Genomic DNA, 24,056 nt, shown 5'->3' with positions numbered 1-24,056 from the left:
CACACGGTGGGGGCCTCGCCCGTCCTCCGTGCGCTATGGCCGGACCAGCGTCACCAGGAAGCGCTGCGCCCGGCCGACGTTCCCGGCCGCGTCCACCGTGCGGTACTCGATCGTGTGGGTGCCGTAGTCCGGCGTGGCGTCGTCCCACGGCACCGCGCGGCTCCGGCCCAGCTTGCCGTACACGAGATCGTCGATCACCGTGCCCGAGGGGGAGAAGAGGAACGGCGCGCCGGCGTCCGTCGGCCAGCCGTAGTACGTGTACCAGCCGTCACCGTCCACCCGGAACTGGCTCACCACGGCGCCCTCCTGGTCGTCCCGGGCGGTCAGCCGCATGGTGAACGCGCCGTCGTAGACGTACTCCACCGGCTGCCCCGGCCGCCGCACCGTGCGCAGCGGCGGCGACAGCTCGTACGAGACGGAGGCGGCCAGCGCGTCGACCGTCCACCTCAACTCCCGCTCCGTGCCGGCTATGCGGGCGGTCAGCGCGTGCGTACCGGGAGTCAGGCGCAGCGAACGCAGGTCCAGGTCACGGTCGTTGCCCGGGTTGGACACCGCCCGGCCGTCCAGTGTCCACGTCACGGCCGGGGCGCGGCGTACGGGATGCGTCGTGTCGGCGTACACCACCGAACGCGCCCCCACGGGAGCCGTGGTCGCCGTGTGACCGGTGAACGCAACCGGAGTGGCGTCTTCGGGCGTGCCGAGCGCGGGGTTCACCGTCCAGCTCACCGTACGGGTCAGGGCCGCCGAGCCGCGCACCGCCGGGTCGCGGACGAACGGCGTGGGGTCGGTGACCGTGGCCGTCAGCGCGTACGTTCGCCCGGGGGACAGGCCCAGGGTGCGCAGGTCGACCGTACGGGCGCCGCCGGTCGTCAGCGGACGGCCGTCGAGCCGCCATTCCACGGCCAGTTCACCGCCCACCGGGTGCAGCGTGTCCACCCACACCGTCCGGTCGGCCCCGAGCGGCCGCTCGGTGGGCGTGTGGTCCTGCACCAGGTTCACCTTCGCGGAGATCGCCCGCACCATCACCTCGCGCTCGACCTGGTCGAAGGCGTAGCCGAGGGTCTTCATGATCGAGTGCCGGCTCGGCCGCCACACGCCCTTCGTGCTGTACAGACCGCCCTCGTGGCGGCCGATGACCCCGCCGGCCTCGCTCTCCTCGCCGAGCCAGCGCCACCACTTCGCCCGCTGGTCGCGCATCTGCTGCTCCGTCAGGAGCGTGTGGTGGACGGAGGACGGTTCGCCGCTCTCGTAGACGCCGCCCGGCACCCCGCGTGCGTAGTAGTCGTACTCGTCCTGAAGGTTGCCCAGCGAGTGGCCTATCTCGTGCGGGGTGATGAGCGCCGACAGCGCGTTGCCGCCGGACGCGGTCGCGTAACTCCCGCCCGCACCACCGTAGGTGGAGCTGTTCGCGAGGGCCACGATCTGCCGGTTGGCGCTGCTCGTGCCCGGCACCAGGTCGGCGGCCGCCGCGGCCTTGCGGCCGTCCACCGTGAGGAGCCGCTGCACGCTGTCCGGATTGCAGCCGCCCCAGAAGCCCATGTCGAGCGCGGTGTCACGGGCCGGCGCGTCGAGCGAGGGATCGCAGTCCACGCCCGACTCGTTCGACGGCAGTTCCACCGCCCACACGTTGATGTACGAGCGGTACGAGGCGAACGGCTCGATGCTCCACAGCATGCTCAGATGCCGCTCCACGTCCGCCCGGAACGCGGGCAGCTCCGCGGCCGTGTAGCCGTCGCCCATGACCACCAGGTTGAACCGCTTGTCCGCCGGCCCGGTCGTCTGGACCGGGACGACCGTCGCTCCGGACCCCTCGCCGCCCGACGTGCTGCCGACGGCCGTGGATCCCGTGCTCACGAGGCCTCCGGCCAGCAGACAGGCCGCGGCGAGCCGGGCAACTCCTCTTCGCACACCCCTGCGTCGCAGTGAAGTCATGGGGCGCGAGCCTAGGCCGCGCCCCCGACGTCGTAAAGATGTTCGTCAGCCGTCCATGTCAGCGACGCAGATAGGAAAGTCCCGCGTGCTCGGCCGTGTATCCGTCGACCAGCCGGCGGGCCACCGTCACCGAGTCCACCAGCGGGTGCAGCGCGAAGGCCTTCACCGCCGTCGCCTTCGAACCGCTCTCCGCGGCGGCCAGCACCTCGCGCTCCACCGCCTTCACCGCCGTGACCAGCCCCACCGCGTGGTACGGCAGCGGGTCCACCGACACCGGATGGGCGCCGGCCGCGTCGACGAAGCACGGCACCTCGATCACCGCGTCCGCGTCGAGCACCGAAAGGGTGTGCCGGTTACGGACGTTGAGGATCAGCGTGGCCCGCTCGTTGCGCGCGATGGCCCGCATCAGGGCCAGCGCCACCTTCTCGTAGCCGCCCGACTCCAGGTCCGCCTCGTCGCGCTCCCCGACCCCGGCCGCCTCCCGGTTGTGCGCCATGTAGGTCGCCTCGCGGTCGGCGAGGACCCGGTGCCACGTGTCCAGGGGCGGAGTGTCCGGCTTGCCCATCTCCTCGTAGAAACCGGCCTGTTGGTCCAGCAGATACGCCCCGCGGGTGCGCTCCGCCTCGCGGTATGCCCGGACCGCCTCGCGGTTGAAGTAGTAGTAGTGCAGGTACTCGTTGGGCACCGCGCCGAGCGAGCGCAGCCACTCCGTCCCGAAGAGCCTGCCCTCCTCGAACGAGCCGAGCAGCGCGTCGTCCTCGAAGAGCCGCGGCAGTACGTCATGTCCGCCGACCTTCAGCCCGCGCAGCCAGCCCAGGTGGTTCAGGCCCACGTAGTCGATCCACGCCTCGTCCGGCGCCGCGCCGAGCACCCGCGCCACCCGGCGGCCCAGACCCACCGGCGAGTCGCAGATGCCGACCACCCGGTCGCCGAGGATCCGCGACATCGCCTCGGTGACCATCCCGGCCGGGTTGGTGAAGTTGATGACCCAGGCGTCCGGGGCGAGTTCGGCGATGCGCCGCGCGATGTGGGCGACCACGGGCAGCGTCCGAAGACCGTACGCGATGCCGCCCGCGCCCACCGTCTCCTGGCCGAGCACGCCCTCGGCCAGGGCGATCCGCTCGTCGGCCGCCCGGCCCGCGAGCCCGCCCACCCGGATGGCCGAGAAGACGAAGTCCGCCCCGCGCAGCGCCTCGTCGAGATCGGTCGTCGCGGTCACCACCGGGGCGTCCGCCACGCCCTCGCCCTGCTCGGCGAGCACCCGCGCGATCGCCGACAGGCGCTCCGGGTCCAGATCGAACAGCGTGACATGGGTGACCCGCCCCTCGGCGTGATCGCCGAGCAGAGCGCCGTACACCAGCGGCACCCGGAATCCGCCGCCTCCGAGAATCGTCAGTCTCATGCCCGTACGCTACTCGGATGCAGGTACTGAGCAGCAGGATTCTGCTCCGCCCGACCGACCCCGAGCGCTCCCGGCGCTTCTACGGCGAGACCCTCGGCCTGGCCGTCTACCGTGAGTTCGGCACCGGCCCGGACCGCGGCACCGTCTACTTCCTCGGCGGCGGCTTCCTCGAACTCTCCGGCCGCGCCGCCGCCCCGCCGCCGGAGCCCGGGATCCGGCTCTGGCTCCAGGTCGCGGACGTCCACGCGGCCCGCGAGGAGCTGCGCGGCAAGGACGTGACGGTGCTGCGCGAACCGGTCACCGAACCCTGGGGCCTGATCGAGATGTGGCTCGCCGACCCGGACGGCGTACGGATCGCCGTGGTGGAGGTCCCGGAGGACCACCCACTGCGGTACCGGCCGTAGGCCGGGGGCCCGGAAGCGCGGGGCCGCAAGCGGGGAACCTCGGAAGCGGGCCGGAAGCGCGGGGCCCGCAAGCGGCGGCCGGAAGGGGCCCAAGGGCCCACGCCCGTAAGCCCGCGAGCCCGTTTCGCCCCGGGGTACCCCGGTGATCGTTTCAAGATCACTTGTGGGCAGAATGTCCGCATGGCGATAGCGAACATGCCCACGAAGGCAGTGATCGAGGACGCCGGGGACATCAGCCACACGCTGGCCCTGGCCTTCGACGACGACCCGATGATGCGCTGGTTCTTCCCCGAGGACGCCTCCCGCGAGGCCACCCTCGGCCGTTACTTCTCGACCATCTTCACCCGCCAGTACCTGCTCAACGGCGTGTGCGAGCGCACCGACGCCGCGGCCGCCTTCTGGGTCCCCGCGGAGGCGCAGGAGAAGGCGGTGCCGGACGCGGACACCATCCAGGAGCTCATCGGCATCCTGGGCGACCGGGCCGGCCTGTTCAAGGAGGCCGTCGAGACCGCCGCCGAGCACACGCCGCGCGAGCCCCACTGGTCGCTCGCCCTGATCGGCGCCGCGCCCGCAGCCCAGGGCAAGGGCCAGGGCGCCGCGCTGCTCCGCTCCGGCCTCGCCCAGGCCGACGCGGCGGGACAGGCGGTCTACCTGGAGTCCTCCAAGGCCGCCAACATCCCGGTGTACGAGCACTTCGGCTTCACCGTGCGCGAGGAGTTCGCGCTGCCGGGCGGCGGCCCGGTGCTGTGGGGGATGTGGCGCGACCCGCGCTGATCCCGCGCGGGCCCGGCCTCCAGGGCTCGTCCGGCGGATCAGGCCGGACCGGCCCTCGGTGGGGCGGGCGGCGGCAGGCACGCGACAATGGGCACATGTCCCGACGCAAGGCCCGCCCCGCCCGCCCCTCCGGCTCCGCACGAACCGCCCGCCCGGGCGGTTCAGCCTCCTCCGCCCGTCCGCGGACCGCCGCCGCTCCGGCCGTCACCGCCGACTCGCCCTGTCCGTGCGGCCTGCCGGCCGCGTACGGCGCGTGCTGCGGCCGCTTCCACGCCGGGCCCGGGACCGCGCCCACGGCCGAACTGCTCATGCGCTCGCGCTACAGCGCCTTCGTCGTCGGCGACGAGCCCTATCTGCTGCGCACATGGGCACCGGAGACCCGGCCCGCCGACGTCGACTTCGACCCGGCGCTGCGCTGGACCGGGCTCGAGATCGAGGAGACCGGCGACGGCACGGCCTTCCACCAGCGGGGCACGGTGACCTTCCGGGCCCGCTTCACGCACGACGGCTCCCCGGGCGAGCTCCACGAACGCAGCCGGTTCACCCGGCACGAGGGCGCGTGGGTGTACGTGGACGGCGACTTCCTGGACTGAGCGACGGAGCCGCTCGCCGGGTCACCGTTCGGGGTCCGGCTCACCGCAGCGCCGCCCGCAGGGCCGCTCACCGTGTCACCGCCCGGAGCTCCGCTCACCGCAGCGCCGCCCGCGGAACCGCTCACCACGCCGCCGCCCGGAGCTCCGCTCACCGCGCCGCCGCCCGCGGAACCGCTCACCACGCCGCCGCCCGGAGCTCCGCTCACCGCGCCGCCGCCCGCAGGGCCGCTCACCGTGCCACCGCTCCCACCGGCTCCTGCTCGCCGCGCGGCAGCCCCTGCGCAAGGTCCTCCGCGATCAGCTTCTTCGCGATGGCGTCCGTCGCCGCCCGCAGTTCGGGACCGCTGGGCCGGCCGCGTTCCTGCTCGACGCGGTCGCTGAGCCAGTCGCCCCACGCCTTGGTGATGACGTCCGCCTCCCGCTTGCCGGCGGTGGTGTGCGACAGCAGGTTGCCGTGCCGGGTGAGGAAGCCCTCGTCGACCATCCGGTCGAAGACCGGCAGCAGCACCTCCGGCGGCACCCGCCGCCCCGCCGAGATCAGCCCCAGGCTGGCGTGGCCGACGACCCGGGTGAACAGCTCCACCTGCATGACCGCCCACGCGCCCGCGACGTCGAGCCGGGTGTCGGAGGCGTCGACGATGCGCCGGGCGGTGGCGTAGTCGGTCCTGCGGATGATCCGGCCCACGGAGAGTTCGAGCAGCTTGGCCGAGTCGCCGGTGGCGGTGGGGGAGGCGAATCCCTCGCCCATGTCGGGGGCGGAGGCGCGGGCCGTGTCGCGGAGCGGCACCTGCTTGAGGAAGAGCGCCACGACGAAGCCCACGGCCGCCACCGGCACGGTCCACAGGAAGACGGTGTGCAGCGTGTCCGCGTAGGCCTGCACGATCGGTTCCGCCACCCGGTCCGGCAGTCCGTGGACCCCGGCGGGGCTCTGCGCGGCGCCGGCCACGGCCGCCGGGTCCAGCCCGAGACCCGCCGCGAGCGCGGAGGCCTCGCCGACGCCCTCCGCGAGGTCGGGCTTGAGGGAGTTGGCGTAGATGGTGCCGAAGACGGCGGTGCCGAAGGAGCTGCCGAGCGTACGGAAGAAGGTGACGCCCGAGGTGGCGGTGCCGAGGTCCGCGTAGTCGACGGTGTTCTGTACGGCGATGGTGAGCACCTGCATGCACAGTCCGATGCCGACGCCGAGCACGAACATGTACAGCGACTCCAGCCACGTGCCGGTGTCCGGGCCCATCAGCGACAACAGGTAGAGACCGAGGCCCATCACCAGACAGCCGAGGATCGGGAAGATCCGGTACCGGCCGGTCTTGCTGACGACGTTGCCGCTGAAGATGGACGCGATCAGCAGGCCCACGACCATAGGCAGCGTGCGGATGCCGGAGATCGTCGCCGAGTCCCCGTCCACGTACTGCAGATAGGTCGGCAGGAAGGTCATCGCCCCGAGCATCGCGAAGCCGACGACGAAGCTGAGCACGGAGCACACGGTGAAGACCGGATTGCGGAACAGCCGCATGGGCAGCATGGGTTCGGCCGCGCGGGTCTCCACCCAGCAGAAGAGCGCGAGTGCGAGCAGCCCGCCGACGAAGAGGCCGATGATGACGGCGGAGCCCCAGGCGTACTCGTTGCCGCCCCAACTCGTCGCAAGGATCAGCGCGCTGGAGCCGACGGCGACCAGCGCGATGCCCATGTAGTCGATGACCGGCCGGCTCGCGGAACGGACGGAGGGGATCGTGCGGGCGGCGGCGATCACGACGAGGATCGCGATGGGCACGTTCACGTAGAACGCCCAGCGCCAGCTCAGATGGTCGGTGAACAGGCCGCCGAGCAGGGGTCCGATGACGGTCGAGACGCCGAACACCGCGCCGATCGCGCCCTGGTACTTGCCGCGTTCGCGCAACGGGATCACATCGGCGATCAGCGCCATCGAGGTGACCATCAGACCGCCGGCGCCGATGCCCTGCAGACCGCGCCACACGATGAGCAGCGTCATGTTGGTGGCGAGGCCGCACAGGAACGAGCCGGTGATGAAGACGACCGCCGAGATCTGGAAGATCACCTTGCGGCCGAACAGGTCGCCGAACTTGCCGACGAGGACGGTCGCGACGGTCTCCGCGAGCAGGTACGAGGTGACCACCCAGGACATGTGGGCGGCGCCGCCGAGGTCCGACACGATCGTCGGCAGGGCGGTGCCCACGATCGTCTGGTCGAGCGCGGCGAGGAGGACGCCGAGCATGATCGTGCCGAAGACGATGTTGCGGCGGCGGCTGTCGAGCACCGGCGGCTCGGCGGCGGGGGGCGCGGGCGCTGCTTCGCTGGTGGTGGTCACTCTCGCAGGGTCACACCGGTGGCGGTGTCCCGCATGTGGAGTACGCCCGAACCGGTGCGGTGCGTCGGGCCCGTGCGCCGCGCGGCCGGACGGCGTCGTGCCGGACGGTCGCCGCGTCAGCAGTCCGGGCGCACCGGCAGCTTCGGGTGGTGCTTGGCCAGGATCTTGTTGGCCCGGGCGAGCGCGGCCAGCGCGTGCTCCCGGTCCGCCCGGTCCTCCGCGCACAGCGGTCCGCGGAAGCGGTAGACCTCGCGCGCGGCGCAGTCGGCGTCGACCTCGGCCTGGAGCACGTGCAGCGGCAGGCAGGACCCGATCAGCGCGGCGACGCGGTCGGGGATCGGCACGGGGACGAGGGTCGAGGGCGAGACGATCACGGTCGGTCCTTGTGGGGCTCGTGGGGCGGCGAGAGGGTTTCTCTCGTCCGTACGTACTTCCATACGTACCGGATGGGGGTGGCGGTTCGACCACGGCCCCGTCACCGCCGGGCAACACCCGCGGGCCGCCCTCGGCGAGGCGTACGGAGGGCCCCGCGGGCGCGCCGGACGTTCCCGCAGGTGCGACCGGGTCTCCCGGTCCGATCGAGCGTCAGTCCGTCGAACGGCAGGGCGGGAAATGACCGTTGCCACCAAACCCGATGTGGGGCATCTCACGTCGGCCCCGAGGCGAAACGATCTCCGTACCGCCCGGGAGGGGCCGCGCGGCTACGAGAGGATCTCGCCGAGGTCGTACGAGACCGGCTCCTCCAGCTGCCCGTAGCCGCAGGACTCCGGGGTGCGGTCCGGGCGCCACCGCTTGAACTGCGCCGTGTGCCGGAAGCGGTCGCCCTCCATGTGGTCGTACCCCACCTCGCAGACCCGCTCGGGCCGCAGCGCCACCCAGGACAGGTCCTTCTTCCCGGACCAGCGGCTCGGCGCGCCCGGCAGCCGGGAGGCCTCGTGCGCCGACTCGTCCGTCCAGGCCGCCCACGGATGTCCTCCGGGCGGGTCCATGACCAGCGGGGCCAGCTCCTCGACCAGCTCGGCACGGCGCCGGGCGGTGAAGGCCGCGCACACGCCGACGTGCTGGAGGGTGCCGCGGTCGTCGTACAGGCCAAGCAGCAGCGAGCCGACCACGGGGCCGCTCTTGTGGAATCGGTATCCGGCCACGACGACGTCGGCCGTGCGCTCGTGCTTGATCTTGTACATGAGCCGGGCGTCCGGCCGGTACGGCAGGTCGAGCGGCTTGGCGATCACGCCGTCGAGCCCGGCGCCCTCGTACTGCTCGAACCAGTGCGCGGCCAGCTCCGCGTCCGTCGTGGCGGGCGCGACGTGGACCGGGGGAGCGACGCCGTGGAGCGCGGTCTCCAGGGTGGCGCGCCGCTCGGCGAGCGGCGTGTCCAGGAAGGCCTCGTCGCCGAGGGCGAGCAGGTCGAAGGCGATGAACCGGGCGGGCGTCGTCTCCGCCAGCATCCGCACCCGCGAGTCGGCCGGGTGGATCCGCTCGGTCAGCCGGTCGAAGTCGAGCCGGCCGTCGTGTTCGATGACGATCTCGCCGTCCACGACACAGCGCTGCGGCAGGCGGGCGAGGAACGCGTCGACGAGCTCCGGGAAGTAACGGGTCAGCGGCTTGCCGGTGCGGCTGCCGATGAAGACCTCCGCGCCGTCGCGGTGCACCAGGGCACGGAAACCGTCCCACTTGGCCTCGTAGTGCATGCCGGGCGGGATCTTCTTGACGGCCTTCGCCAGCATCGGTTTCACGGGCGGCATCACCGGCAGGTCCATGGCGCGAGTCTAGGAGCCCGGGGGTGATTCGTCCCGATATGCGCGTCATGTGTGCCCGACCTAGGCTGACCGGCATGGCAGGCAAGGCGGCAGCGGTGGAGCTCGAGGTCGGCGACCGGACCGTGAAGGTGTCCAATCCGGACAAGGTGTACTTCCCCGAGACCGGCTACACCAAGCTCGACATGGTCGGCTACTACCTGGCGGTCGGTGACGGCATCACCCGCGCCCTCCGGAACCGGCCCACGACCCTGGAGCGCTATCCCGACGGCGTGACCGGCGAGTCCTTCTTCCAGAAGCGCGCGCCCAAGTACCTGCCGGACTGGATCCCCACGGCCCACATCACCTTCCCCAGCGGCCGCTCGGCCGACGAGATGTGTCCCACCGAACCGGCCGCGGTGCTGTGGGCGGCCAATCTCGGCGCCGTCACCTTCCACCCCTGGCCGGTACGCCGTGAGGACACCGACCATCCCGACGAACTGCGCCTCGACCTCGACCCCCAGCCCGGCACCGACTACGCCGACGCCGTCCGCGCCGCCCACGAACTGCGCGCCGTCCTGGACGAGCACGGGCTGCGCGGCTGGCCCAAGACCTCCGGCGGGCGCGGCCTCCACGTCTTCGTCCCGATCCTGCCCGAGTGGACGTTCACCCAGGTGAGGAGGGCCGCCATCGCCTGCGGCCGGGAGCTGGAACGGCGGATGCCGGACCGGGTCACCATCAAGTGGTGGAAGGAGGAGCGCGGTGAGCGGATCTTCCTCGACTACAACCAGACGGCCCGCGACCGCACCATCGCCTCCGCCTACTCCGTCCGTCCCCGCCCGCACGCGCCCGTCTCCGCGCCGCTGCGCTGGGAGGAGATCGACGACGCCGTGCCGCGGGACTTCGACATCCGCACCATGCCGGCCCGGTACGCCGAACTCGGCGACGTGCACGCGGACATGGACGACCAGCGCTTCAGCCTGGAGCCGCTGCTCGAACTGGCCCGCCGCGACGAGGCCGAGCACGGTCTCGGCGACCTGCCCTATCCGCCGGAGTACCCGAAGATGCCGGGCGAACCCAAGCGGGTGCAGCCGAGCAGGGCGAAGAAGGACTAGTCCCGTCGGGCGGCCGGCCGGGCGCCCTGGGGGCCGGGCCCCGCTCCCTCGCTCCCTCCGGCGGGCCGTGGCGGACTCCGCCGGGCCGTGGCCGACTCCGTCGGGCTTCTTCGAGCTCGGTCCTGCGCCCAAAAACAACACGAACGGTCGTGCTAGTATTTTCTCGTATCGAGGACGATCGAGGAGATCCGGCATGTTTCCGAAGGCTCTGCTGGTCCGCGCGACGCTGAACACCGCCGCGTACATCGCTCCCGCCCTCGCCGGGCGGGCCGTCTTCCACCTCTTCGTCCGCCCGGCCGGCCGGCCCCGCGTCAAACCCGCCGAGGAGCCGCTGATGGCTGCCGCCCGGGTCGGCCGGATACGCATCGGTGGCCAGGCCGGCAAGAGCGGCAAGGAGGCGGTCACCTACGCGTGGGGCGACGGGCGGCGGCCGGTGCTGCTGGTCCACGGCTGGTCCTCGCGCGCCTCGCGCCTGGCCGCCTTCGCCGAGGCGCTGCTCGACCGGGGCTACAGCCCGGTCGCGTTCGACGCGCCGGGCCACGGCGACGCGCCGGGCCGCACCGGCAACATCCTCGAGTACCGCGCGATCATCCGCGAACTGCACGCCCTGCACGGCGACTTCGAGGCCGTCGTCGCCCACTCCTTCGGTGTCAGCGCGGCCCTCTTCGCGCTGCGCGACGGGGTGCGCGCCCGGCGCTTCGTCGGGATCTCCGGCGTGGGCTCGTTCGCGCTGCTCACCGCCTGGTTCCAGGGTGCCTTCGGGATGGGCGACCGTGCGATGAGGGCGATGCGCCGCCATGTCGAGCGCCGGCTCGCCCCGGACGAGCCGGGTGTCTGGGAGCACTTGGAGGCCGCATGGCGTCCCGGGGACCTCGACGCGCCCGTGCTGCTCGTCCACGACGAGGCCGACGGCATGGTGCCGCTCGCCCACGCGCACGTCCTCGCCGAGGCGCACGCCGAGCGCGCGCGGCTGGTCGTCACCCAAGGCCTCGGCCACCGGCGGATTCTGAACGACCCTCAGATTGTCGCGCAGGTAGTGGAGTTCGTGACGACCGAGCGTCGGGCGGTGGGCGCCGTCCGCTGAAGCGGGCGGCCGGGACTCTCGTCCGGTTCAGGCCGGGCCCGTCGGACCCGCCGGGGCGTCGATCTCGTCCCGTGCCCCGTCGCTCGCCTCGGCCCGCAGCCGCCGGGCGATCCCGCGCTCGGCCCGTGCGTAGGCGGCGGGGTCGCCGAGGAGTACGGACTGGGCGTTGGCCGACTCCATGAGGGCGATGATCTCGAAGGCGAGCTGCGGCGCGTCGACGTCCCCGACGAAACCGCCGGCGGTCCGGCCCTCCTCGATCGCCCGCTCCACGTACGCGACCCAGTCGAGGCGGGCCTGCGCGACGGCGTCGTGCACCGGGCCCGTCCGCGCGTCGTACTCCGCGGAGACCGCGTAGAAGAAGCAGCCGCCCCGGAACACCCGCTCGGAGGAGTACGCCAGCCAGTTCCTGCACAGCGCCCACACCCGGCCGGGGCCCGGCGGCAGTTCCGCCAGCGGCGTGACGACCCGGCGCGCGAAGACGGCGGTGGCGGCCCGGACCGTGGCGAGCTGGAGCTCCTCCTTGGATCCGAACAGTGCGAAGACACCGCTCTTGCTCAGCTTCAGCTCGGTGGCGATCCGCCCGAGCGACAGTCCTTCCAGGCCCTCGACGGACGCGATGTCCATCGTGCGGCCCAGGACGAGCCGCCGGGTCTGGTTGCCGCGCTCGACGCGCCCGTCCGTCTTCGTGCTGCCTGTCATGCCCCCATCGTACTGTCCGCACGATCGTGCGGACAGTTGCCGTGTCCGGTGCGGGTCCTGCCCTACGCCTGCGGGGCCCGCCGCTCGCCGGGCGGGAGCAGCAGCACTTCCAGGGCCCGGGCGCAGGCCCGGACCTGGGGAAGCAGCCGGTCGAGGCGGGCGTCGGAGAGTGCCGGAGACGCGGCCCGTACCGCGAGCGCGAACCGCGCGCGGCCGGAGCGGTCGAGGACCGGCACCGCGAGCGTGCGCACACCCTGGCACGGATCGTCGTCGTCCAGGGCGTGGCCCCGGTCCCGCACGAGCGCCGACTCTCCGTCCGGCAGGCCGGGTTCCCCGTCCCCGGGCCAGGCGAGCAGGACCTTGCCGGGCGCCGTGGAGCGCAGCGGGCGCCGCAGGCCCGCCTTCGGAGTGACCGCGTCGCCCGCCACGATCACCGCGTGCGCCCCGCTGCGCAGGGCCAGGGAGGTGGTGGTGCCGGTCCGCTCGGCGAGGTCGCGCAGCTCGGGGGCGGCCAGGTGCAGCCCGCGCTGGTGGTACGAGAGCCGGCCGAGCTCCGTGACGGCCGGCCCGAGCCGGTAGCGCGCGGTGCGCGCGTCCTGCTCAAGGAAACCGGCCGCGAGCAGGGTCCTGGCCAGCCGGTGGGCGGTGGACGTGGAGAGGCCGAGCCGGCGCGCGAGGTCGGAGGCGGTCGGGTCGGGGCCGTTGTCGTGGAAACAGTGCAGGACGTCCAGGGCCCGGCGCACGGCCTGCGCTCCCGCGGGCGGCCCGGTGGGAGCCGGCGCCGGCAGGGAGGCGGACAGGGACGCGGGGGCGGGCTGGGCCTGGGTGGTCATGACCTCACGCTGCCATATGACGGGAGCGCGCCCGGCCGGGATCCGGCGCCGGAAACACACCGTTCACGAGCCGTCCCACGGCGTGGGAGCCGGTGAGGAAAGGAGTGGGTCATCGAGTGAGGCCGTGGAGCGGGGTCGGGGGTGACGCCGTGAGGTGGGGTGGGGGGGAGGGAAATGGCCGAAAACGGAGGGCTGGACGCCCCGGCGCGCCGCGTTGACGGCTTTCGTGAAGCGCGTTGATCGGACGTTGATGGCGTGTTTAGGGCGTCCGACCAGCCTGGTTCCATGCAGACCGACACCATGTTCTCCGCCCCGCAGACCCTCCTGGCCGACGACCTCTCCTGGCAGCAGGACGCGCTGTGCGCCCAGGCCGGGCCGGAGTTCTTCTTCCCCGCGCCCGGTTCCTCGACCCGTGAGGCCAAGCTGCTGTGCGGGGCGTGCGAGGGGCGCGTCGCCTGCCTGGAATACGCGCTGGCGCACGACGAGCGGTTCGGGGTGTGGGGCGGGCTCTCGGAGAAGGAGCGGATCAAGCTCAAGCGGCGCCGGGGCTGACCGCCCGGCAGTACCGAGCCGGCGCCCCGCTAGCGTCCGCCCAGCGGTGCCGCGCTCCCGCGCCCCACTAGCGCCCGCTCCAGCGGTGCCGCGCTCCCGCGCCCCACTAGTGCCCGCTCCCGCGCCCCGCTCGGGCGCCCGCGCCGACCCGGGCTCCGCCCCGGCGCCGGCGTCATCCTGATCAGCCGGCGGCCCATCCGGATCAGCCCGCGGCCCGGGCCGCCATCCGCGCCTTGCGCGCCGCGAGGCGCTCGTCGAACTTGCGGGCCTCGCCGTCCAGGCCGTCCATGTACAGGCCCAGCTCCTCCTGGGCGCGCAGCCCGTCCGGACCGAGGCCCTCGATCTGGAGGACCTTGAGGAAGCGGAGGACCGGCTGGAGCACGTCGTCGTGGTGGATGCGCAGGTTGTAGATCTCGCCGATCGCCATCTGGGCCGCCGCGCGCTCGAAGCCGGGCATGCCGTGGCCGGGCATCCGGAAGCCGACGACCACGTCCCGCACCGCCTGCATGGTGAGGTCCGGGGCGATCTCGAAGGCCGCTCCGAGCAGGTTGCGGTAGAAGATCATGTGCAGGTTCTCGTCCAGCGCGATGCGGGCGAGCATCCGGTCGCACACCGGGTCGCCGGACTGGTGGCCGGTGTTGCGGTGGGAGATGCGGGTGGCGAGCTCCTGGAAGGCCACGTACGCGACCGAGTGAAGCATCGAGTGCCGGTTGTCGGACTCGAATCCCTCGCTCATGTGTGCCATGCGGAAACGTTCCAGCTCGTCCGGGTCCACCGCACGCGAGGCCAGCAGGTAGTCGCGCATCACGATGCCGTGGCGGCCCTCCTCGGCGGTCCAGCGGTGCACCCAGGTGCCCCAGGCGCCGTCGCGGCCGAAGAGGGTGGCGATCTCGTGGTGGTAGCTGGGGAGGTTGTCCTCGGTGAGCAGGTTCACCACGAGCGCGATCCGGCCGACGTCGGTGACCTTCGACTGCGAGCGCTCCCAGGCCTCGCCGTCCTCGAAGAGGCCGGGGAAGTTCCGGCCGTCCGACCAGGGCACGTACTCGTGCGGCATCCAGTCCTTGGTGACCTTCAGGTGCCGCTCCAGCTCCTTCTCCACGACCTCTTCCAGGGCGTACAGGAGCCGCGCGTCGGTCCACCCTGCCGAGCTGCCGAGGTGGGGAGAAGTGAGCGTCACGGGGAACTCCTGGGGACGGAGAAGGGCATACGGAACTACCTACGGATTCGTAGGTTACGAGACCGTAGGTTAAAGGCCCCATAAGGCGGTGGCCAAGCCCGTCTCGGCGATGTCCGGTTACGTTCGGTTATGTGACCGGGTCACGCGGCGCGCGCGAGGGGTGCGGGAGACCCAGGTCACGCGCCGGTGCGCCCCCCTCGGCTCTGCCCCGCGCGCCGGGCCGGCTACTCAGAGCAGATGGTCGGCCGCCCCCGCCTTCACGGCGGAGATCAGGGCCCGCAGCGCCTCGACGGAGTCGCTGACGTACGCGTCGGGCGCGAGGGTCGAGCCGATGTAGGCGCGTCCCGTGTCGTCGATGCCGAAGCGGAAGCAGTTGGCGCCCTCGCTGCAGAACGCCTCGTTCCAGGTGATGTCCCGGGGCGAGGCGGTGTCGTGGGTGGCGTTCATGTGGAGGTCCCTCACAGGTCCTGGGCGATGGTGCGGATGAGGTCGCGGGAGGCGGACCGCGGCAGCGCGAGTCCGCGCAGCCGCTCCAACAGGCCCCGGTAGCGGCGCAGTTGCATGTCCGTGTCGAGCAGTGTCGAGCCGTGCGAGGAGTCGAGCTGCACGGTGTCGAGCTGCGGCACGGGCGCGGACACATAGGTGAACGACTGGCCGGCGCCGGGGAAACCCCCCGCGGTGAACGGGATGACCCGCACGGTGATCGTCTCGCGCTCCGAGCGCTCCAGGATGTGCTCCAGCTGGGCCCTCGCGACCTTCCGGCCGCCGAACTGCATGCGGAGCGCGGCCTCGTGGATCACGGCCTCGTACCGCGTCGGCCGGTCCCGGTCGAGCACCTCCTGGCGGCGCAGCCGCAACGCCAGGCGGGCCTCCAGGTCCGGCTCCGGCAGCGGCGGCACGGCGGTGTCGAACACCGCCCTCGCATGCTCCTCGGTCTGCAGCAGGCCGGGGATGTGGGTGGTCACCGAGGTGAGCAACTCCTGCGCGTGGTATTCGAGTTCGGCGATGTCGAGCAGGGCGGGCGGCAGCAGTCCGCGGTGCTGCTCCCACCAGCCGCGGTCCCGCTCCTGGGCCATGGCGGCGAGCAGGTCGACCAGGACGGTGTCCGGGCAGCCGTAGTTGAAGGCCAGGGTGCGGACCCGCTCGGGGCTGATCCCGAAGCGGCCGGACTCGATGTGCGGGATGCGGGTGCGGTCGACGCCCAGGAGGGCCGCAGCCTGCTGGGCCGACATGCCGGACTGCTCGCGCAGTCTGCGCAGCTCGTGTCCGAGGCGCTGCTGGCGCGCGGTCGGGGTGCTCCTGGGTGGCACGCTCGATCTCCCCCTTGGTTCCGGGTGAATCCCGGAGAAATGGCCGGAATGCCATAAGTGCCGGCGAGTACTGGCAAGTAGTAGCACTGTGCTCCGGTCGTGCGCTACGGTCGGTAGCGCCAGTCTCACACGGGGCTATCGCTTTCGGCTGTGAGCACCCCCACACCAGAGGAAATGTGAGCAGAACCTGATGAAGGGCGCATTGCGTTGCCTTCCGGCCGCGTTAGACCCGGCCGGACCCGTACCCCCCGCCACCGAGAACCTCAGCTACTCGATGCTCCTGCCCGGGGGCGCCTACTGTGCCGGACTCGCCCGCGAGAACGTCCGGACCCTGCTGACCCGCCATGGCCTCGCCGAGCTCGTCGACACCGCCGTGCTCGCCGCCTCGGAACTGGTCTCCGCCGCGTACCGCTTCACCCCGGACCACGAGATGATCCTGCGGGTGCGCTGGCAGTACGAAGCGCTGCGCATCGTGCTCTACGACCAGCACCCGGCGCACGACACACCCGCCGGCGCCGAGGAATGCCGCGACCGCCGCAGCCGCAGCATGTGGCTGCTGGCCGCGGCGGTCGAGGCGCACGGCGGTGACTGGGGCCTCGCCCCGGTCATCACGCCCGGTGGCGGCACGAAATCCTGGGCCCTGCTCCACCGCTAGTGGGGTCACCCCACTGCTCGTGGCGTCATCCCACTGCCGGTGACGCTATTCCACCGACAGCGGCGTCGCTGCCCGAGGATCCACGTCCCCCGAGTCCTCCTCCCGAGGGGCGTACGCCGACGGATCCTCCTCCCGCACGGCCTCGGCCGTCGTCGGCCGCAGCTCACCGTCGAGCCGCAGCCAGCGGGTGATCCCCAGCGACTCCAGGAACGGCACGTCGTGACTCACCACGACCAGCGCCCCCTCGTAGGCGTCGAGCGCGGAGGTCAGACTGCGCACCGACGCCAGGTCCAGATTGTTGGTCGGCTCGTCGAGCAGCAGCAGCCGCGGAGCGGGTTCGGCGAGGAGCAGCGCCGCCAGCGTCGCCCGGAACCGCTCACCGCCCGACAGCGTCCCGGCCGGCCGATCGGCCCGGGCGCCCCGGAAGAGGAACCGGGCGAGCCGCGCCCGGATCTCGTTGACCGTGGCCCCCGGCGCGAACCGGGCGACGTTCTCCACCACGCTCCGCTCGTCGTCCAGCACGTCGAGGCGCTGCGGCAGGAAGCGCATCGGAACCCGCACCGCGGCCTCGCCCGCGACCGGAGCGAGCTCGCCCGCGATCGTCCGCAGCAAGGTCGTCTTCCCGGCCCCGTTCCGGCCGAGGAGCGCCACCCGCTCGGGCCCCCGCAGCTCGAACTCCCCGTCGACCCGCGCCCCGTACGGCATCTCCAGGTCGCGCAGCAGCAGTACCTCCCGGCCCGGGTGCACCGTCGTGCGCGGCAGCTCGATACGGATCTCGTCGTCGTCCCGCACCGCCTCCACCGCCGCGTCGAGGCGCGAGCGGGCCTCGGCCAGCCGGTCGGCGTGCAGGGCGCGGTGCTTGCCCGACGACACCTCGGCCGCCGCGCGGCGGTTGTTCGCGACGATCTTCGGCACGACCTTGTTCTCGTAGCTCTTCTGCGCGTAGCGCCTGCGCCGCGCCAACTTGGCGTGCGCCTCCTGGAGTTCGCGCTTCTGGCGCTGTACGTCGGCCTCGGCGACCCGGACCATCCGCTCGGCTGCCTCCTGTTCGGCGGCGAGTGCGGCCCGGTAGTCCGACCAGGCGCCGCCGTACCAGGTGACCTCGCCCTCCCGGAGATCGGCGATCTGGTCGACGCGCTCCAGGAGTTCACGGTCGTGGCTGACCACGACCAGGACTCCCGACCAGGCGTCCACCGCCTCGTAGAGCCGGCGCCGCGCGTGCAGGTCCAGGTTGTTGGTCGGCTCGTCGAGCAGCAGCACCTCGGGCCGGGCGAGCAGCAGCGCGGCGAGCCGCAGCAGCACGGACTCGCCACCCGAGATCTCGCCGACCGTGCGGTCGAGACCGATGTGCCCGAGACCGAGCTGGTCGAGCACGGCCAGCGCCCGCTCCTCCACGTCCCAGTCGTCGCCGACCGCCGTGAAGTGCTCCTCGGACGTGTCGCCCGACTCGATGGCGTGCAGGGCGGTCCGGGTCGCGTCGATGCCGAGGGCCTGGTCGACCCGCAGTCCCGTGTTCAGGACCAGGTTCTGCGGGAGGTAGCCCACCTCGCCGGCGATCCGGACGGTGCCGGCCGACGGCGTGAGCTCGCCGGCGATCAGCTTGAGCAGGGTCGACTTGCCCGAGCCGTTGAGACCGACCAGCCCGGTCCGGCCGGGGCCGACCGCCAGGCGGAAGTCGTCGAGGACGGCGGTCCCGTCGGGCCAGGAGAAGGAGAGGGACGTACAGGTGATGAAGGTGGGGCGGGTCGCCATGGAAGCCTCCCGGGTTGCGATGCGTGGTCAGGGGCAGCGCGTGAGACACCGGGACGCGGGCGGAAGCCGGAACGGTCCGTAGGAGGCCGGTAAGGGCGGCCGGGGAGAACCGGGACGGGGCAGCGCTCGTACGCCGAGGTCGAGGACGGCACGCGCGGCGGCGGGGCGGCACGCGCGGCACGGTGTCTCGGACCTCACACGAGCAACGGCCTTCTCCGATCTGGCGACAACAGGACCGTGAAAGACGTTACGACCGGGAGAAGGAGGAGGGCAACCGAATTACGGCTGCCGCTCTTGACGAGGGCCGCCCTTCACGAGGGCCGCTCCTCACGGGTGCCGCCCTTTACGAGTGCTCCTCCAGAAGCTGCGCCAGGTCCTGGTCCCAGTCCAGGTACTGGTGCTCGCGCCCGCTCGGCACCAGGTGCTGCGAGCGCTCCAGGAAGCTGCGCAGCTCCGACGTGCGGACGTGCACCATGGCCACGCCCTCGGGAGCGTGGAACTCGACCACCGTGCGGTCGTACCCGTACGGCCGCAGGCGCACGTCCCCGACGCCCGCCGGTCCGTCCACGCCCTGCTCGAGCAGCTCGCGCGCGAAGGCCCAGGACACCTCGACGCCCTCCAGGGTGGCGGGCGGTGGGAAGGCCATGCTCACGGCGTACGGGTCCTCGCGGTCGTACCGCAGGGTGGCGGCGACGGACTCGGCCCGGGGCGCGGACGCGACCAGGCGGGCCTGAACGGCCTGCTCGATGACGGTGGACATGGGGCCAGCCTCCTGTCGCGCGGCTACGGGCCACGTTCTCCTGCGTCTCCCCGACACAAGGAAGGACGAACGAGGAGGCGCCGGCGTGCACTGCGGAGGTACGTGAGCTGCGTCACCGCTCGTCGGCGAGGTCGAAGTCGCCGCCCGCGCAGGGCCCAGAGTGGTCGCAGTACGGCTGGTTGCCGGAGGCCCCGCAGCCGCACAGCACCACCCGGGTCTCGTGCCGCTCGCCCCGGCCGGAGCGGACCACCAGGTCGCCGCGCACCACCAGGCGCCCGTCCGGCATGCGGCGGACGGTGGTGGGGGAGTCCGGCGGCTCGGCGGAGTCGTCCGCCAGGTGGTAGCGCAGCGCGCCCGAAGGGCAGCGGCGGACCACCTCGGCGACCAGGTCCGGGGCCGCCTCGTCGGGCTGCACCCACGGGCGCTTCGACAGGTCGAACACGCTCGGCAGGCCGTGGACGCACTCGGCCGCGTGCAGACAGCGGCGCGGCTCGAAGGTGACGGTGATGCCCTCGCCGTCGTACTCCTTGAGCTTCGGCGCCTCGTCCGGGACGGGGTCGGTGGTGCGGTCCGTCATGCGACCCAGCCTAGGAAGGAGGCGGCCGGTACGCACTCCGGCACTCTGGACGGGATCTTCGGGGTGGGCTAGCTTCCGGCGGCATGACGTCCATGGGGAAGACGAGAACGACGCGAGAGACGAGCAGGACGAGCAGGACGGGGCGGGCGCGCCGGCCGGGCCGCGTGTGGGCGGCGGGACTCGCCGCGGGACTCGCGGGGGCGGTGCTCGCGACGGCCGTCACGGCGGTGCCGGCCGCGGCGGGGGAGCGCGTGCCCGGCGAGTGGCGGCTCACCGCGACCGGTACGGACGCCCGCTTCCGCGGGCTCGCCGCGGTCAGCCGCTCCGTGGCCTGGGCCGCCGGTTCGAAGGGGACGGTGCTGCGCACCACCGACGGCGGGAAGAGCTGGCGAAACGTCTCGCCGGCCGGCGCCGGGGAGCTGGAGTTCCGTGACGTGGAGGCCTTCGACGCCCGGCGCGCGGTGGTCCTCGCCATCGGCGAGGGCGAGGCGTCACGGGTCTACCGCACCGAGGACGGCGGCGAGACCTGGACGGAGTCCTTCCGGAACACCGACCCGCGGGCCTTCTACGACTGCATGACCTTCTTCGACCGGCGGCACGGACTCGCGATGAGCGACCCGGTGGACGGCCGGTACCGCATCCTGTCGACGCGCGACGGCGGCCGGTCCTGGGAGGTCCTGCCGGACGACGGCATGCCGGACGCGCTGCCCGGAGAGGCCGGCTTCGCGGCGAGCGGCCAGTGCCTCGTGTCGGCCGGGCCGAGGGACGTCTGGCTGGCGACCGGCGGCGGGGCGACCGGGAGGGTGCTGCACTCGGCGGACCGGGGACTGACCTGGACCGCCACCGAGACCACCATCCCGGCGGGCGAGGGTGCCAAGGGCGTGTTCGGGCTCGCCTTCCGCGACCGCCGGCACGGCATCGCGGTCGGCGGCGACTACCGCAGGGACCAGCCCTCGCCGCGGGCCGCCGCCGTCACCGGCGACGCGGGCCGCGCGTGGACGGCGGCCGCCACGCCGCCGCCCGCCTACCGCTCGGGCGTCGCCTGGCTCCCGCACACCCGGTCCTCCGCCCTCGCGGTCGGCCCCACCGGCACGGACCTCACCACCGACGGCGGCCGCACCTGGCGCACCGTCGACCCCGGCTCGTACGACACGGTCGACTGCACCCTGGACGGCGCGTGCTGGGCCTCGGGCGAGAAGGGCCGCATCGCGCGGGCCCTGCTCCGCACGTCCTAGGCGCGTGTCTTCCGGATCCTGCCGGCGTCCCGGCCCGGTCCGGGAGACGCGTCCTAGCCGGGCAACTCGTCCCGGAACGGCGCGAGTCCGGCCACGGTCTTCGTGGCGTAGAACTCGACGATCCGGTACGCACACACGCCCTCGACGCTGAACGGGTCGGTCGCCACGATCTCCTCGATCTCCGCGCGACCGACCCCGCCGGCCAGAATCACCCCGCCGTCCCGCGGCTCCTTCCGCCCGGACGCCAGGAACACGCCCTCGGCGTACCGCGCTTCCAGCCATGCGACATGAGCGTCAAGGAGCGCGTCGACCCGCTCCAGCGGAGCGGTGTAACTCAACTCGAGTACGAACATGATCGCCAGGCTACCCCGCCCCTCCCGGGGCCATCGGATCGCCCGGGCAGGGGCGTTGGAGTGCGACTCGCGGTCGTCCTCGTTCATGAGGCGCGCCTGACGCAGGGGTCCGGCGACGCATGCGGCCCCCTCGGCCCGCGGCGCGTAGGGTCCCCACCATGACGATCATCGAGGTTCCCGACGGCTGGCCCGTCGACGAGGAGACGGCCCTGGCCGTACAGGAGGACTTGCGGGGGCGGCTCGTGGTGGGGGAGGAGGGGCCGGGAGTCGGGGAGGGGAACGTGACCGGGGTCGACGTCGCCTATGACGACGAGCGGGATCTCGTCGCGGCCGCGGCCGTCGTACTCGACGGGCGGACCCTGGAGGTGGTGGAGGAGGCGACCGCCGTGGGGCGGGTGTCGTTCCCCTATGTGCCGGGACTGTTGGCGTTCCGCGAGGTGCCGACCGTGCTCGCCGCGCTCGGGCGGCTCACCGCCGGGCCGGGGCTGCTGGTCTGCGACGGCTACGGGCTCGCCCATCCCCGCCGCTTCGGCCTCGCGAGTCATCTCGGCGTGCTCACGGGGCTGCCGTCCATCGGCGTCGCCAAGAACCCGTTCACCTTCTCCTACGAGCAACCCGGCCAGGACCGCGGCGAGTTCGGCGACCTCGTCGCCGACGGTGAGACCGTCGGCCGCGCGCTGCGCACCCGCGCCGGCGTCAAGCCGGTCTTCGTCTCCGTCGGACACCGGGTCTCGCTGGACCGGGCCTGCGCCCACACGCTCCACCTCAGCCCGCGCTACCGCCTCCCCGAGACCACCCGGCACGCCGACTCCCTGTGTCGCCGGGCCCTCCAGGAGGCGCTGAGCACGAGGCCCGAGTGACACCCGGGACGAGTGAGTACCCGTACGGATATCGCCCCGTGACCCTGGGGCGGCAGAGTGTGGGCATGACTTCCCCCCATTCCGCTCGCACCACCCCCACCACCCCCGCCGCCCCCGTCGGCACCCTGCAGTGCGTGGTCCTCGACTGCCCCGACGTCATGGAACTCGCGGCGTTCTACCAGCGGTTGCTCGGCGGCGAGATCAACCGCCCCGACCCGCAGTGGGCGGTCGGCGACGCCTGGGCCACCCTGCACGGCGCCGGCGGCGCTCCCGTGCTCGCCTTCCAGGGCGTGGCCGACCACCGGCCACCGGTGTGGGGATCGCCCGAGCAGCAGTTCCACATCGACGTGCGGGTCGCGGACCTCGACGAGGCCCACGAGGCCGTCGTCGCGCTCGGTGCCTGGCGCCTCGACAGCGAGGGCGGCGACCGGGCCTGGCGGATCTACGCCGACCCGGCCGGTCACCCGTTCTGTCTCGTACGGCACTGAGCGCCGCGGGCGTTCAGCCCGAGTGCGCCACCCGGAAGCGCAGCCCCGCCGCCACCAGCCGGTCCACCAGCGCGCCGCCCATCGCGACCGCCGTGGTGACCTGCCCGGAGGTCTTCGGCAGGTCGTCGAACGCGAGGCACAGCGCCGACTCGGCGAGCATCTTCGCCGTCTCGTCGTAGCCGGGATCGCCGCCCGACACCTCGGTGAGGACGCGCCGTCCGCCGCCCTCCCCGACGAAGCGGACCGTGAACCAGCTGCGCGCCCGCCGCTCCGCGCTCGGCCCCTGCCCCGGCTCGTAACGGCCCATCAGCCAGTTCCGCACGAACGGGAGTTGGGCCGCCAGCGCGCCCGCGCTCACCACCGCCGAACCGCCGAGCGCCATCGGCAGGGTCTTCACCGAGGCGTAGTGGCGGTAGCGGAAGTCCGGACCGTAACGGTCCAGGGCCCGCGCCGAGCGCGCCACCACCTGCGGGTCGAGCGTGGGCAGCGGCAGCGCCCAGGTCCCCGTCTCGCGGCTGAACCGCGGCCCGCCGAGCGGCGCCCGCGCCCGCCGGGTCACCAGCCGCGGCTCGTGCAGCCGCCTCTCGTGCGCGGCGCGCAGGATCTCCCGGCCGCGCCCGAAGGCGGTGAGCGCCGAGGCGAACGTGCCGCCGGAGAAGATCGCGCCGGCCCGCACGAAGCCGTCGATCCGCAGCGGAACCCCTTCCGGGAGCTGCTGCACCGTGAAGTAGACGCCCAGGTCGTGCGGGACCGAGTCGAAGCCGCAGGCGTGCACGAGCCGGGCGCCGGTCTCCCGGGCGCGGGCGTCGTACCGCACGTACATCCTGTCGACGAACTCCGCCTCGCCGGTCAGGTCCAGGTAGTCGGTTCCGGCCTCCGCGCACGCGGCGACCAGCTCCTCTCCGTACCAGACGTACGGGCCGACGGTGCTGGCCACGACCCGGGCGGCACCGGCGAGTTCGCGCAGCGACTCCGGGTCGGTGGAGTCGGCGACGAGCAGCGGGATCCCGGCGCACCCGGGCCGGCGCGCGGCGAGCCGGTCACGCAGGGCGGTGAGCTTGCCGAGACTGCGGCCGGCCAGGGCCCAGCGGCAGTCCGCCGGGGCGTGCTCGGCCAGGTACTCGGCGGTGAGTTCGCCCACGAATCCCGTCGCCCCGAAGAGGACCACGTCGTACGGCCGTACGGCCGCCCCAGTCTCCATCCAGCCCAGCCCCTCCGATGTCGCCGCGCCACCCCCGGCGCGCATGTCGTCGGCGGACTCTAGCGGAAGACCGGGCCCGCCCCGACGCCGGGCGTTTTCCCGGCCCCCGGTCGGCCAGGGGGCTTGTGCGGAGTGGAACACGTTCCTAGCATCTCCGGTGTTACATCATCACTGTCACACTCGCGGTGATGTTCACCGTCCGGTGCTCCGCTGTCACCCATCCGCGAACCCTGGGGACTCG

25 protein-coding genes are annotated in these 24,056 nt (G+C 72.9%); 10 read left to right on the top strand and 15 right to left on the bottom strand.

What is annotated here, in order from left to right:
- Positions 1–33: 33 nt before the first annotated feature.
- On the bottom strand, positions 34–1,854 hold the full coding sequence (locus ACFY8W_RS06570) for a M64 family metallopeptidase (protein WP_391101003.1): 1,821 nt from the start codon (positions 1,852–1,854) through the stop codon (positions 34–36).
- 136 nt (positions 1,855–1,990) lie between these two features.
- Positions 1,991–3,334, bottom strand: coding sequence for a 6-phospho-beta-glucosidase (locus ACFY8W_RS06565; protein ID WP_391101001.1), 1,344 nt, complete (start codon positions 3,332–3,334; stop codon positions 1,991–1,993).
- A gap of 17 nt (positions 3,335–3,351) precedes the next feature.
- Here ACFY8W_RS06565 and ACFY8W_RS06560 point away from each other — a divergent pair, with 17 nt between their 5' ends.
- The 3 genes from ACFY8W_RS06560 to ACFY8W_RS06550 all read left to right on the top strand — a co-directional run bounded on the left by ACFY8W_RS06560 (position 3,352) and on the right by ACFY8W_RS06550 (position 5,105).
- Positions 3,352–3,738, top strand: a complete 387-nt coding sequence (locus tag ACFY8W_RS06560) for a glyoxalase superfamily protein (RefSeq protein WP_391100999.1) — start codon at positions 3,352–3,354, stop codon at positions 3,736–3,738.
- A 180-nt stretch (positions 3,739–3,918) separates the two neighbouring features.
- Positions 3,919–4,512, top strand: a complete 594-nt coding sequence (locus ACFY8W_RS06555; RefSeq protein ID WP_391100997.1) for a GNAT family N-acetyltransferase — start codon at positions 3,919–3,921, stop codon at positions 4,510–4,512.
- A 95-nt stretch (positions 4,513–4,607) separates the two neighbouring features.
- A complete protein-coding gene (locus ACFY8W_RS06550) occupies positions 4,608–5,105 on the top strand; it encodes a YchJ family metal-binding protein (protein WP_391100995.1) in 498 nt (165 codons plus the stop codon).
- A gap of 229 nt (positions 5,106–5,334) precedes the next feature.
- Here the strand turns inward: ACFY8W_RS06550 and ACFY8W_RS06545 are convergent, their stop codons facing one another.
- From ACFY8W_RS06545 to ACFY8W_RS06535, 3 genes are all read right to left on the bottom strand, one after another.
- A complete protein-coding gene (locus tag ACFY8W_RS06545; RefSeq protein WP_391100993.1) occupies positions 5,335–7,428 on the bottom strand; it encodes a DHA2 family efflux MFS transporter permease subunit in 2,094 nt (697 codons plus the stop codon).
- Between the two features lie 116 nt (positions 7,429–7,544).
- Positions 7,545–7,799, bottom strand: coding sequence for a hypothetical protein (locus tag ACFY8W_RS06540; protein ID WP_391101751.1), 255 nt, complete (start codon positions 7,797–7,799; stop codon positions 7,545–7,547).
- A 330-nt stretch (positions 7,800–8,129) separates the two neighbouring features.
- Positions 8,130–9,188: an ATP-dependent DNA ligase gene (locus ACFY8W_RS06535; protein WP_391100991.1), complete on the bottom strand. Its 1,059-nt coding sequence runs from the start codon at positions 9,186–9,188 to the stop codon at positions 8,130–8,132.
- 74 nt (positions 9,189–9,262) lie between these two features.
- On the opposite strand from ACFY8W_RS06535, the gene ligD reads away from it, so the two are divergent.
- Positions 9,263–10,279, top strand: a complete 1,017-nt coding sequence (ligD, locus tag ACFY8W_RS06530; RefSeq protein ID WP_391100988.1) for a non-homologous end-joining DNA ligase — start codon at positions 9,263–9,265, stop codon at positions 10,277–10,279.
- Positions 10,280–10,472: 193 nt separating this feature from the next.
- The gene (locus ACFY8W_RS06525; protein WP_391100986.1) at positions 10,473–11,363 is read left to right on the top strand and encodes an alpha/beta fold hydrolase; all 891 of its coding nucleotides are present in this window, start codon (positions 10,473–10,475) and stop codon (positions 11,361–11,363) included.
- A 27-nt stretch (positions 11,364–11,390) separates the two neighbouring features.
- Here the strand turns inward: ACFY8W_RS06525 and ACFY8W_RS06520 are convergent, their stop codons facing one another.
- Positions 11,391–12,062, bottom strand: a complete 672-nt coding sequence (locus ACFY8W_RS06520) for a TetR family transcriptional regulator C-terminal domain-containing protein (protein WP_391100985.1) — start codon at positions 12,060–12,062, stop codon at positions 11,391–11,393.
- Positions 12,063–12,124: 62 nt separating this feature from the next.
- Complete coding sequence (locus ACFY8W_RS06515) at positions 12,125–12,895, bottom strand: helix-turn-helix domain-containing protein (protein WP_391100983.1); 771 nt, start codon at positions 12,893–12,895, stop codon at positions 12,125–12,127.
- 285 nt (positions 12,896–13,180) lie between these two features.
- On the opposite strand from ACFY8W_RS06515, the gene ACFY8W_RS06510 reads away from it, so the two are divergent.
- Positions 13,181–13,447 carry a WhiB family transcriptional regulator gene (locus ACFY8W_RS06510; protein ID WP_391100981.1) on the top strand — a complete coding sequence of 89 codons (267 nt, stop codon included), beginning with the start codon at positions 13,181–13,183 and terminating at the stop codon, positions 13,445–13,447.
- Between the two features lie 202 nt (positions 13,448–13,649).
- On the opposite strand, the gene ACFY8W_RS06505 is transcribed toward ACFY8W_RS06510, so the two are convergent.
- The 3 genes from ACFY8W_RS06505 to ACFY8W_RS06495 all read right to left on the bottom strand — a co-directional run bounded on the left by ACFY8W_RS06505 (position 13,650) and on the right by ACFY8W_RS06495 (position 15,934).
- On the bottom strand, positions 13,650–14,624 hold the full coding sequence (locus ACFY8W_RS06505; RefSeq protein WP_391100980.1) for an acyl-ACP desaturase: 975 nt from the start codon (positions 14,622–14,624) through the stop codon (positions 13,650–13,652).
- 228 nt (positions 14,625–14,852) lie between these two features.
- Positions 14,853–15,071: a hypothetical protein gene (locus tag ACFY8W_RS06500; protein WP_391100978.1), complete on the bottom strand. Its 219-nt coding sequence runs from the start codon at positions 15,069–15,071 to the stop codon at positions 14,853–14,855.
- 11 nt (positions 15,072–15,082) lie between these two features.
- Positions 15,083–15,934: a Scr1 family TA system antitoxin-like transcriptional regulator gene (locus ACFY8W_RS06495; protein WP_391100975.1), complete on the bottom strand. Its 852-nt coding sequence runs from the start codon at positions 15,932–15,934 to the stop codon at positions 15,083–15,085.
- Positions 15,935–16,124: 190 nt separating this feature from the next.
- Here ACFY8W_RS06495 and ACFY8W_RS06490 point away from each other — a divergent pair, with 190 nt between their 5' ends.
- Complete coding sequence (locus tag ACFY8W_RS06490) at positions 16,125–16,589, top strand: ATP-binding protein (protein WP_391100974.1); 465 nt, start codon at positions 16,125–16,127, stop codon at positions 16,587–16,589.
- Positions 16,590–16,634: 45 nt separating this feature from the next.
- Here ACFY8W_RS06490 and ACFY8W_RS06485 read toward each other — a convergent pair whose 3' ends face one another.
- The 3 genes from ACFY8W_RS06485 to ACFY8W_RS06475 all read right to left on the bottom strand — a co-directional run bounded on the left by ACFY8W_RS06485 (position 16,635) and on the right by ACFY8W_RS06475 (position 19,678).
- Positions 16,635–18,341, bottom strand: a complete 1,707-nt coding sequence (locus ACFY8W_RS06485; protein WP_391100972.1) for an ATP-binding cassette domain-containing protein — start codon at positions 18,339–18,341, stop codon at positions 16,635–16,637.
- Between the two features lie 343 nt (positions 18,342–18,684).
- Positions 18,685–19,101 (bottom strand): SsgA family sporulation/cell division regulator, encoded by a 417-nt coding sequence (locus ACFY8W_RS06480; protein ID WP_391100969.1) that lies wholly within the window; start codon positions 19,099–19,101, stop codon positions 18,685–18,687.
- A 112-nt stretch (positions 19,102–19,213) separates the two neighbouring features.
- A complete protein-coding gene (locus ACFY8W_RS06475) occupies positions 19,214–19,678 on the bottom strand; it encodes a (4Fe-4S)-binding protein (protein ID WP_391100967.1) in 465 nt (154 codons plus the stop codon).
- Positions 19,679–19,761: 83 nt separating this feature from the next.
- Between ACFY8W_RS06475 and ACFY8W_RS06470 the strand changes: the two genes are divergently transcribed.
- A complete protein-coding gene (locus tag ACFY8W_RS06470; RefSeq protein ID WP_391100965.1) occupies positions 19,762–20,913 on the top strand; it encodes a WD40/YVTN/BNR-like repeat-containing protein in 1,152 nt (383 codons plus the stop codon).
- Positions 20,914–20,966: 53 nt separating this feature from the next.
- Here the strand turns inward: ACFY8W_RS06470 and ACFY8W_RS06465 are convergent, their stop codons facing one another.
- Positions 20,967–21,266 (bottom strand): YciI family protein, encoded by a 300-nt coding sequence (locus ACFY8W_RS06465; RefSeq protein ID WP_391100962.1) that lies wholly within the window; start codon positions 21,264–21,266, stop codon positions 20,967–20,969.
- A gap of 158 nt (positions 21,267–21,424) precedes the next feature.
- Between ACFY8W_RS06465 and ACFY8W_RS06460 the strand changes: the two genes are divergently transcribed.
- Both ACFY8W_RS06460 and ACFY8W_RS06455 read left to right on the top strand, forming a co-directional pair.
- Complete coding sequence (locus ACFY8W_RS06460; protein ID WP_391100959.1) at positions 21,425–22,126, top strand: endonuclease V; 702 nt, start codon at positions 21,425–21,427, stop codon at positions 22,124–22,126.
- Positions 22,127–22,191: 65 nt separating this feature from the next.
- Entirely contained in the window at positions 22,192–22,614 is a 423-nt protein-coding gene (locus ACFY8W_RS06455; protein ID WP_391100957.1) for a VOC family protein, read from the top strand.
- A gap of 13 nt (positions 22,615–22,627) precedes the next feature.
- On the opposite strand, the gene ACFY8W_RS06450 is transcribed toward ACFY8W_RS06455, so the two are convergent.
- A complete protein-coding gene (locus ACFY8W_RS06450) occupies positions 22,628–23,815 on the bottom strand; it encodes a saccharopine dehydrogenase NADP-binding domain-containing protein (protein ID WP_391100954.1) in 1,188 nt (395 codons plus the stop codon).
- Positions 23,816–24,056: the final 241 nt, after the last annotated feature.

The organism is Streptomyces sp. NPDC012637 (genome assembly GCF_042954805.1).
GTDB lineage: Bacteria > Actinomycetota > Actinomycetes > Streptomycetales > Streptomycetaceae > Streptomyces.
Note: the sequence above shows the minus strand (reverse complement) of the source record. Positions and strands in the feature narration are given on the sequence as shown.

Bases quoted from the DNA above. Each gene is read 5' to 3' on its own strand.
- ACFY8W_RS06555 (WP_391100997.1), top strand. From the start codon at position 3,919: ATGGCGATAGCGAACATGCCCACGAAGGCAGTGATCGAGGACGCCGGG.
- ACFY8W_RS06550 (WP_391100995.1), top strand. From the start codon at position 4,608: ATGTCCCGACGCAAGGCCCGCCCCGCCCGCCCCTCCGGCTCCGCACGA.
- ACFY8W_RS06520 (WP_391100985.1), bottom strand. From the start codon at position 12,062: ATGACAGGCAGCACGAAGACGGACGGGCGCGTCGAGCGCGGCAACCAG.
- ACFY8W_RS06515 (WP_391100983.1), bottom strand. From the start codon at position 12,895: ATGACCACCCAGGCCCAGCCCGCCCCCGCGTCCCTGTCCGCCTCCCTG.
- ACFY8W_RS06525 (WP_391100986.1), top strand. From the start codon at position 10,473: ATGTTTCCGAAGGCTCTGCTGGTCCGCGCGACGCTGAACACCGCCGCG.
- ACFY8W_RS06485 (WP_391100972.1), bottom strand. From the start codon at position 18,341: ATGGCGACCCGCCCCACCTTCATCACCTGTACGTCCCTCTCCTTCTCC.
- ACFY8W_RS06535 (WP_391100991.1), bottom strand. From the start codon at position 9,188: ATGGACCTGCCGGTGATGCCGCCCGTGAAACCGATGCTGGCGAAGGCC.
- ligD (WP_391100988.1), top strand. From the start codon at position 9,263: ATGGCAGGCAAGGCGGCAGCGGTGGAGCTCGAGGTCGGCGACCGGACC.
- ACFY8W_RS06450 (WP_391100954.1), bottom strand. From the start codon at position 23,815: ATGGAGACTGGGGCGGCCGTACGGCCGTACGACGTGGTCCTCTTCGGG.
- ACFY8W_RS06455 (WP_391100957.1), top strand. From the start codon at position 22,192: ATGACTTCCCCCCATTCCGCTCGCACCACCCCCACCACCCCCGCCGCC.
- ACFY8W_RS06560 (WP_391100999.1), top strand. From the start codon at position 3,352: ATGCAGGTACTGAGCAGCAGGATTCTGCTCCGCCCGACCGACCCCGAG.
- ACFY8W_RS06480 (WP_391100969.1), bottom strand. From the start codon at position 19,101: ATGTCCACCGTCATCGAGCAGGCCGTTCAGGCCCGCCTGGTCGCGTCC.
- ACFY8W_RS06475 (WP_391100967.1), bottom strand. From the start codon at position 19,678: ATGACGGACCGCACCACCGACCCCGTCCCGGACGAGGCGCCGAAGCTC.
- ACFY8W_RS06510 (WP_391100981.1), top strand. From the start codon at position 13,181: ATGCAGACCGACACCATGTTCTCCGCCCCGCAGACCCTCCTGGCCGAC.
- ACFY8W_RS06565 (WP_391101001.1), bottom strand. From the start codon at position 3,334: ATGAGACTGACGATTCTCGGAGGCGGCGGATTCCGGGTGCCGCTGGTG.
- ACFY8W_RS06500 (WP_391100978.1), bottom strand. From the start codon at position 15,071: ATGAACGCCACCCACGACACCGCCTCGCCCCGGGACATCACCTGGAAC.
- ACFY8W_RS06460 (WP_391100959.1), top strand. From the start codon at position 21,425: ATGACGATCATCGAGGTTCCCGACGGCTGGCCCGTCGACGAGGAGACG.
- ACFY8W_RS06465 (WP_391100962.1), bottom strand. From the start codon at position 21,266: ATGTTCGTACTCGAGTTGAGTTACACCGCTCCGCTGGAGCGGGTCGAC.
- ACFY8W_RS06470 (WP_391100965.1), top strand. From the start codon at position 19,762: ATGACGTCCATGGGGAAGACGAGAACGACGCGAGAGACGAGCAGGACG.
- ACFY8W_RS06490 (WP_391100974.1), top strand. From the start codon at position 16,125: ATGAAGGGCGCATTGCGTTGCCTTCCGGCCGCGTTAGACCCGGCCGGA.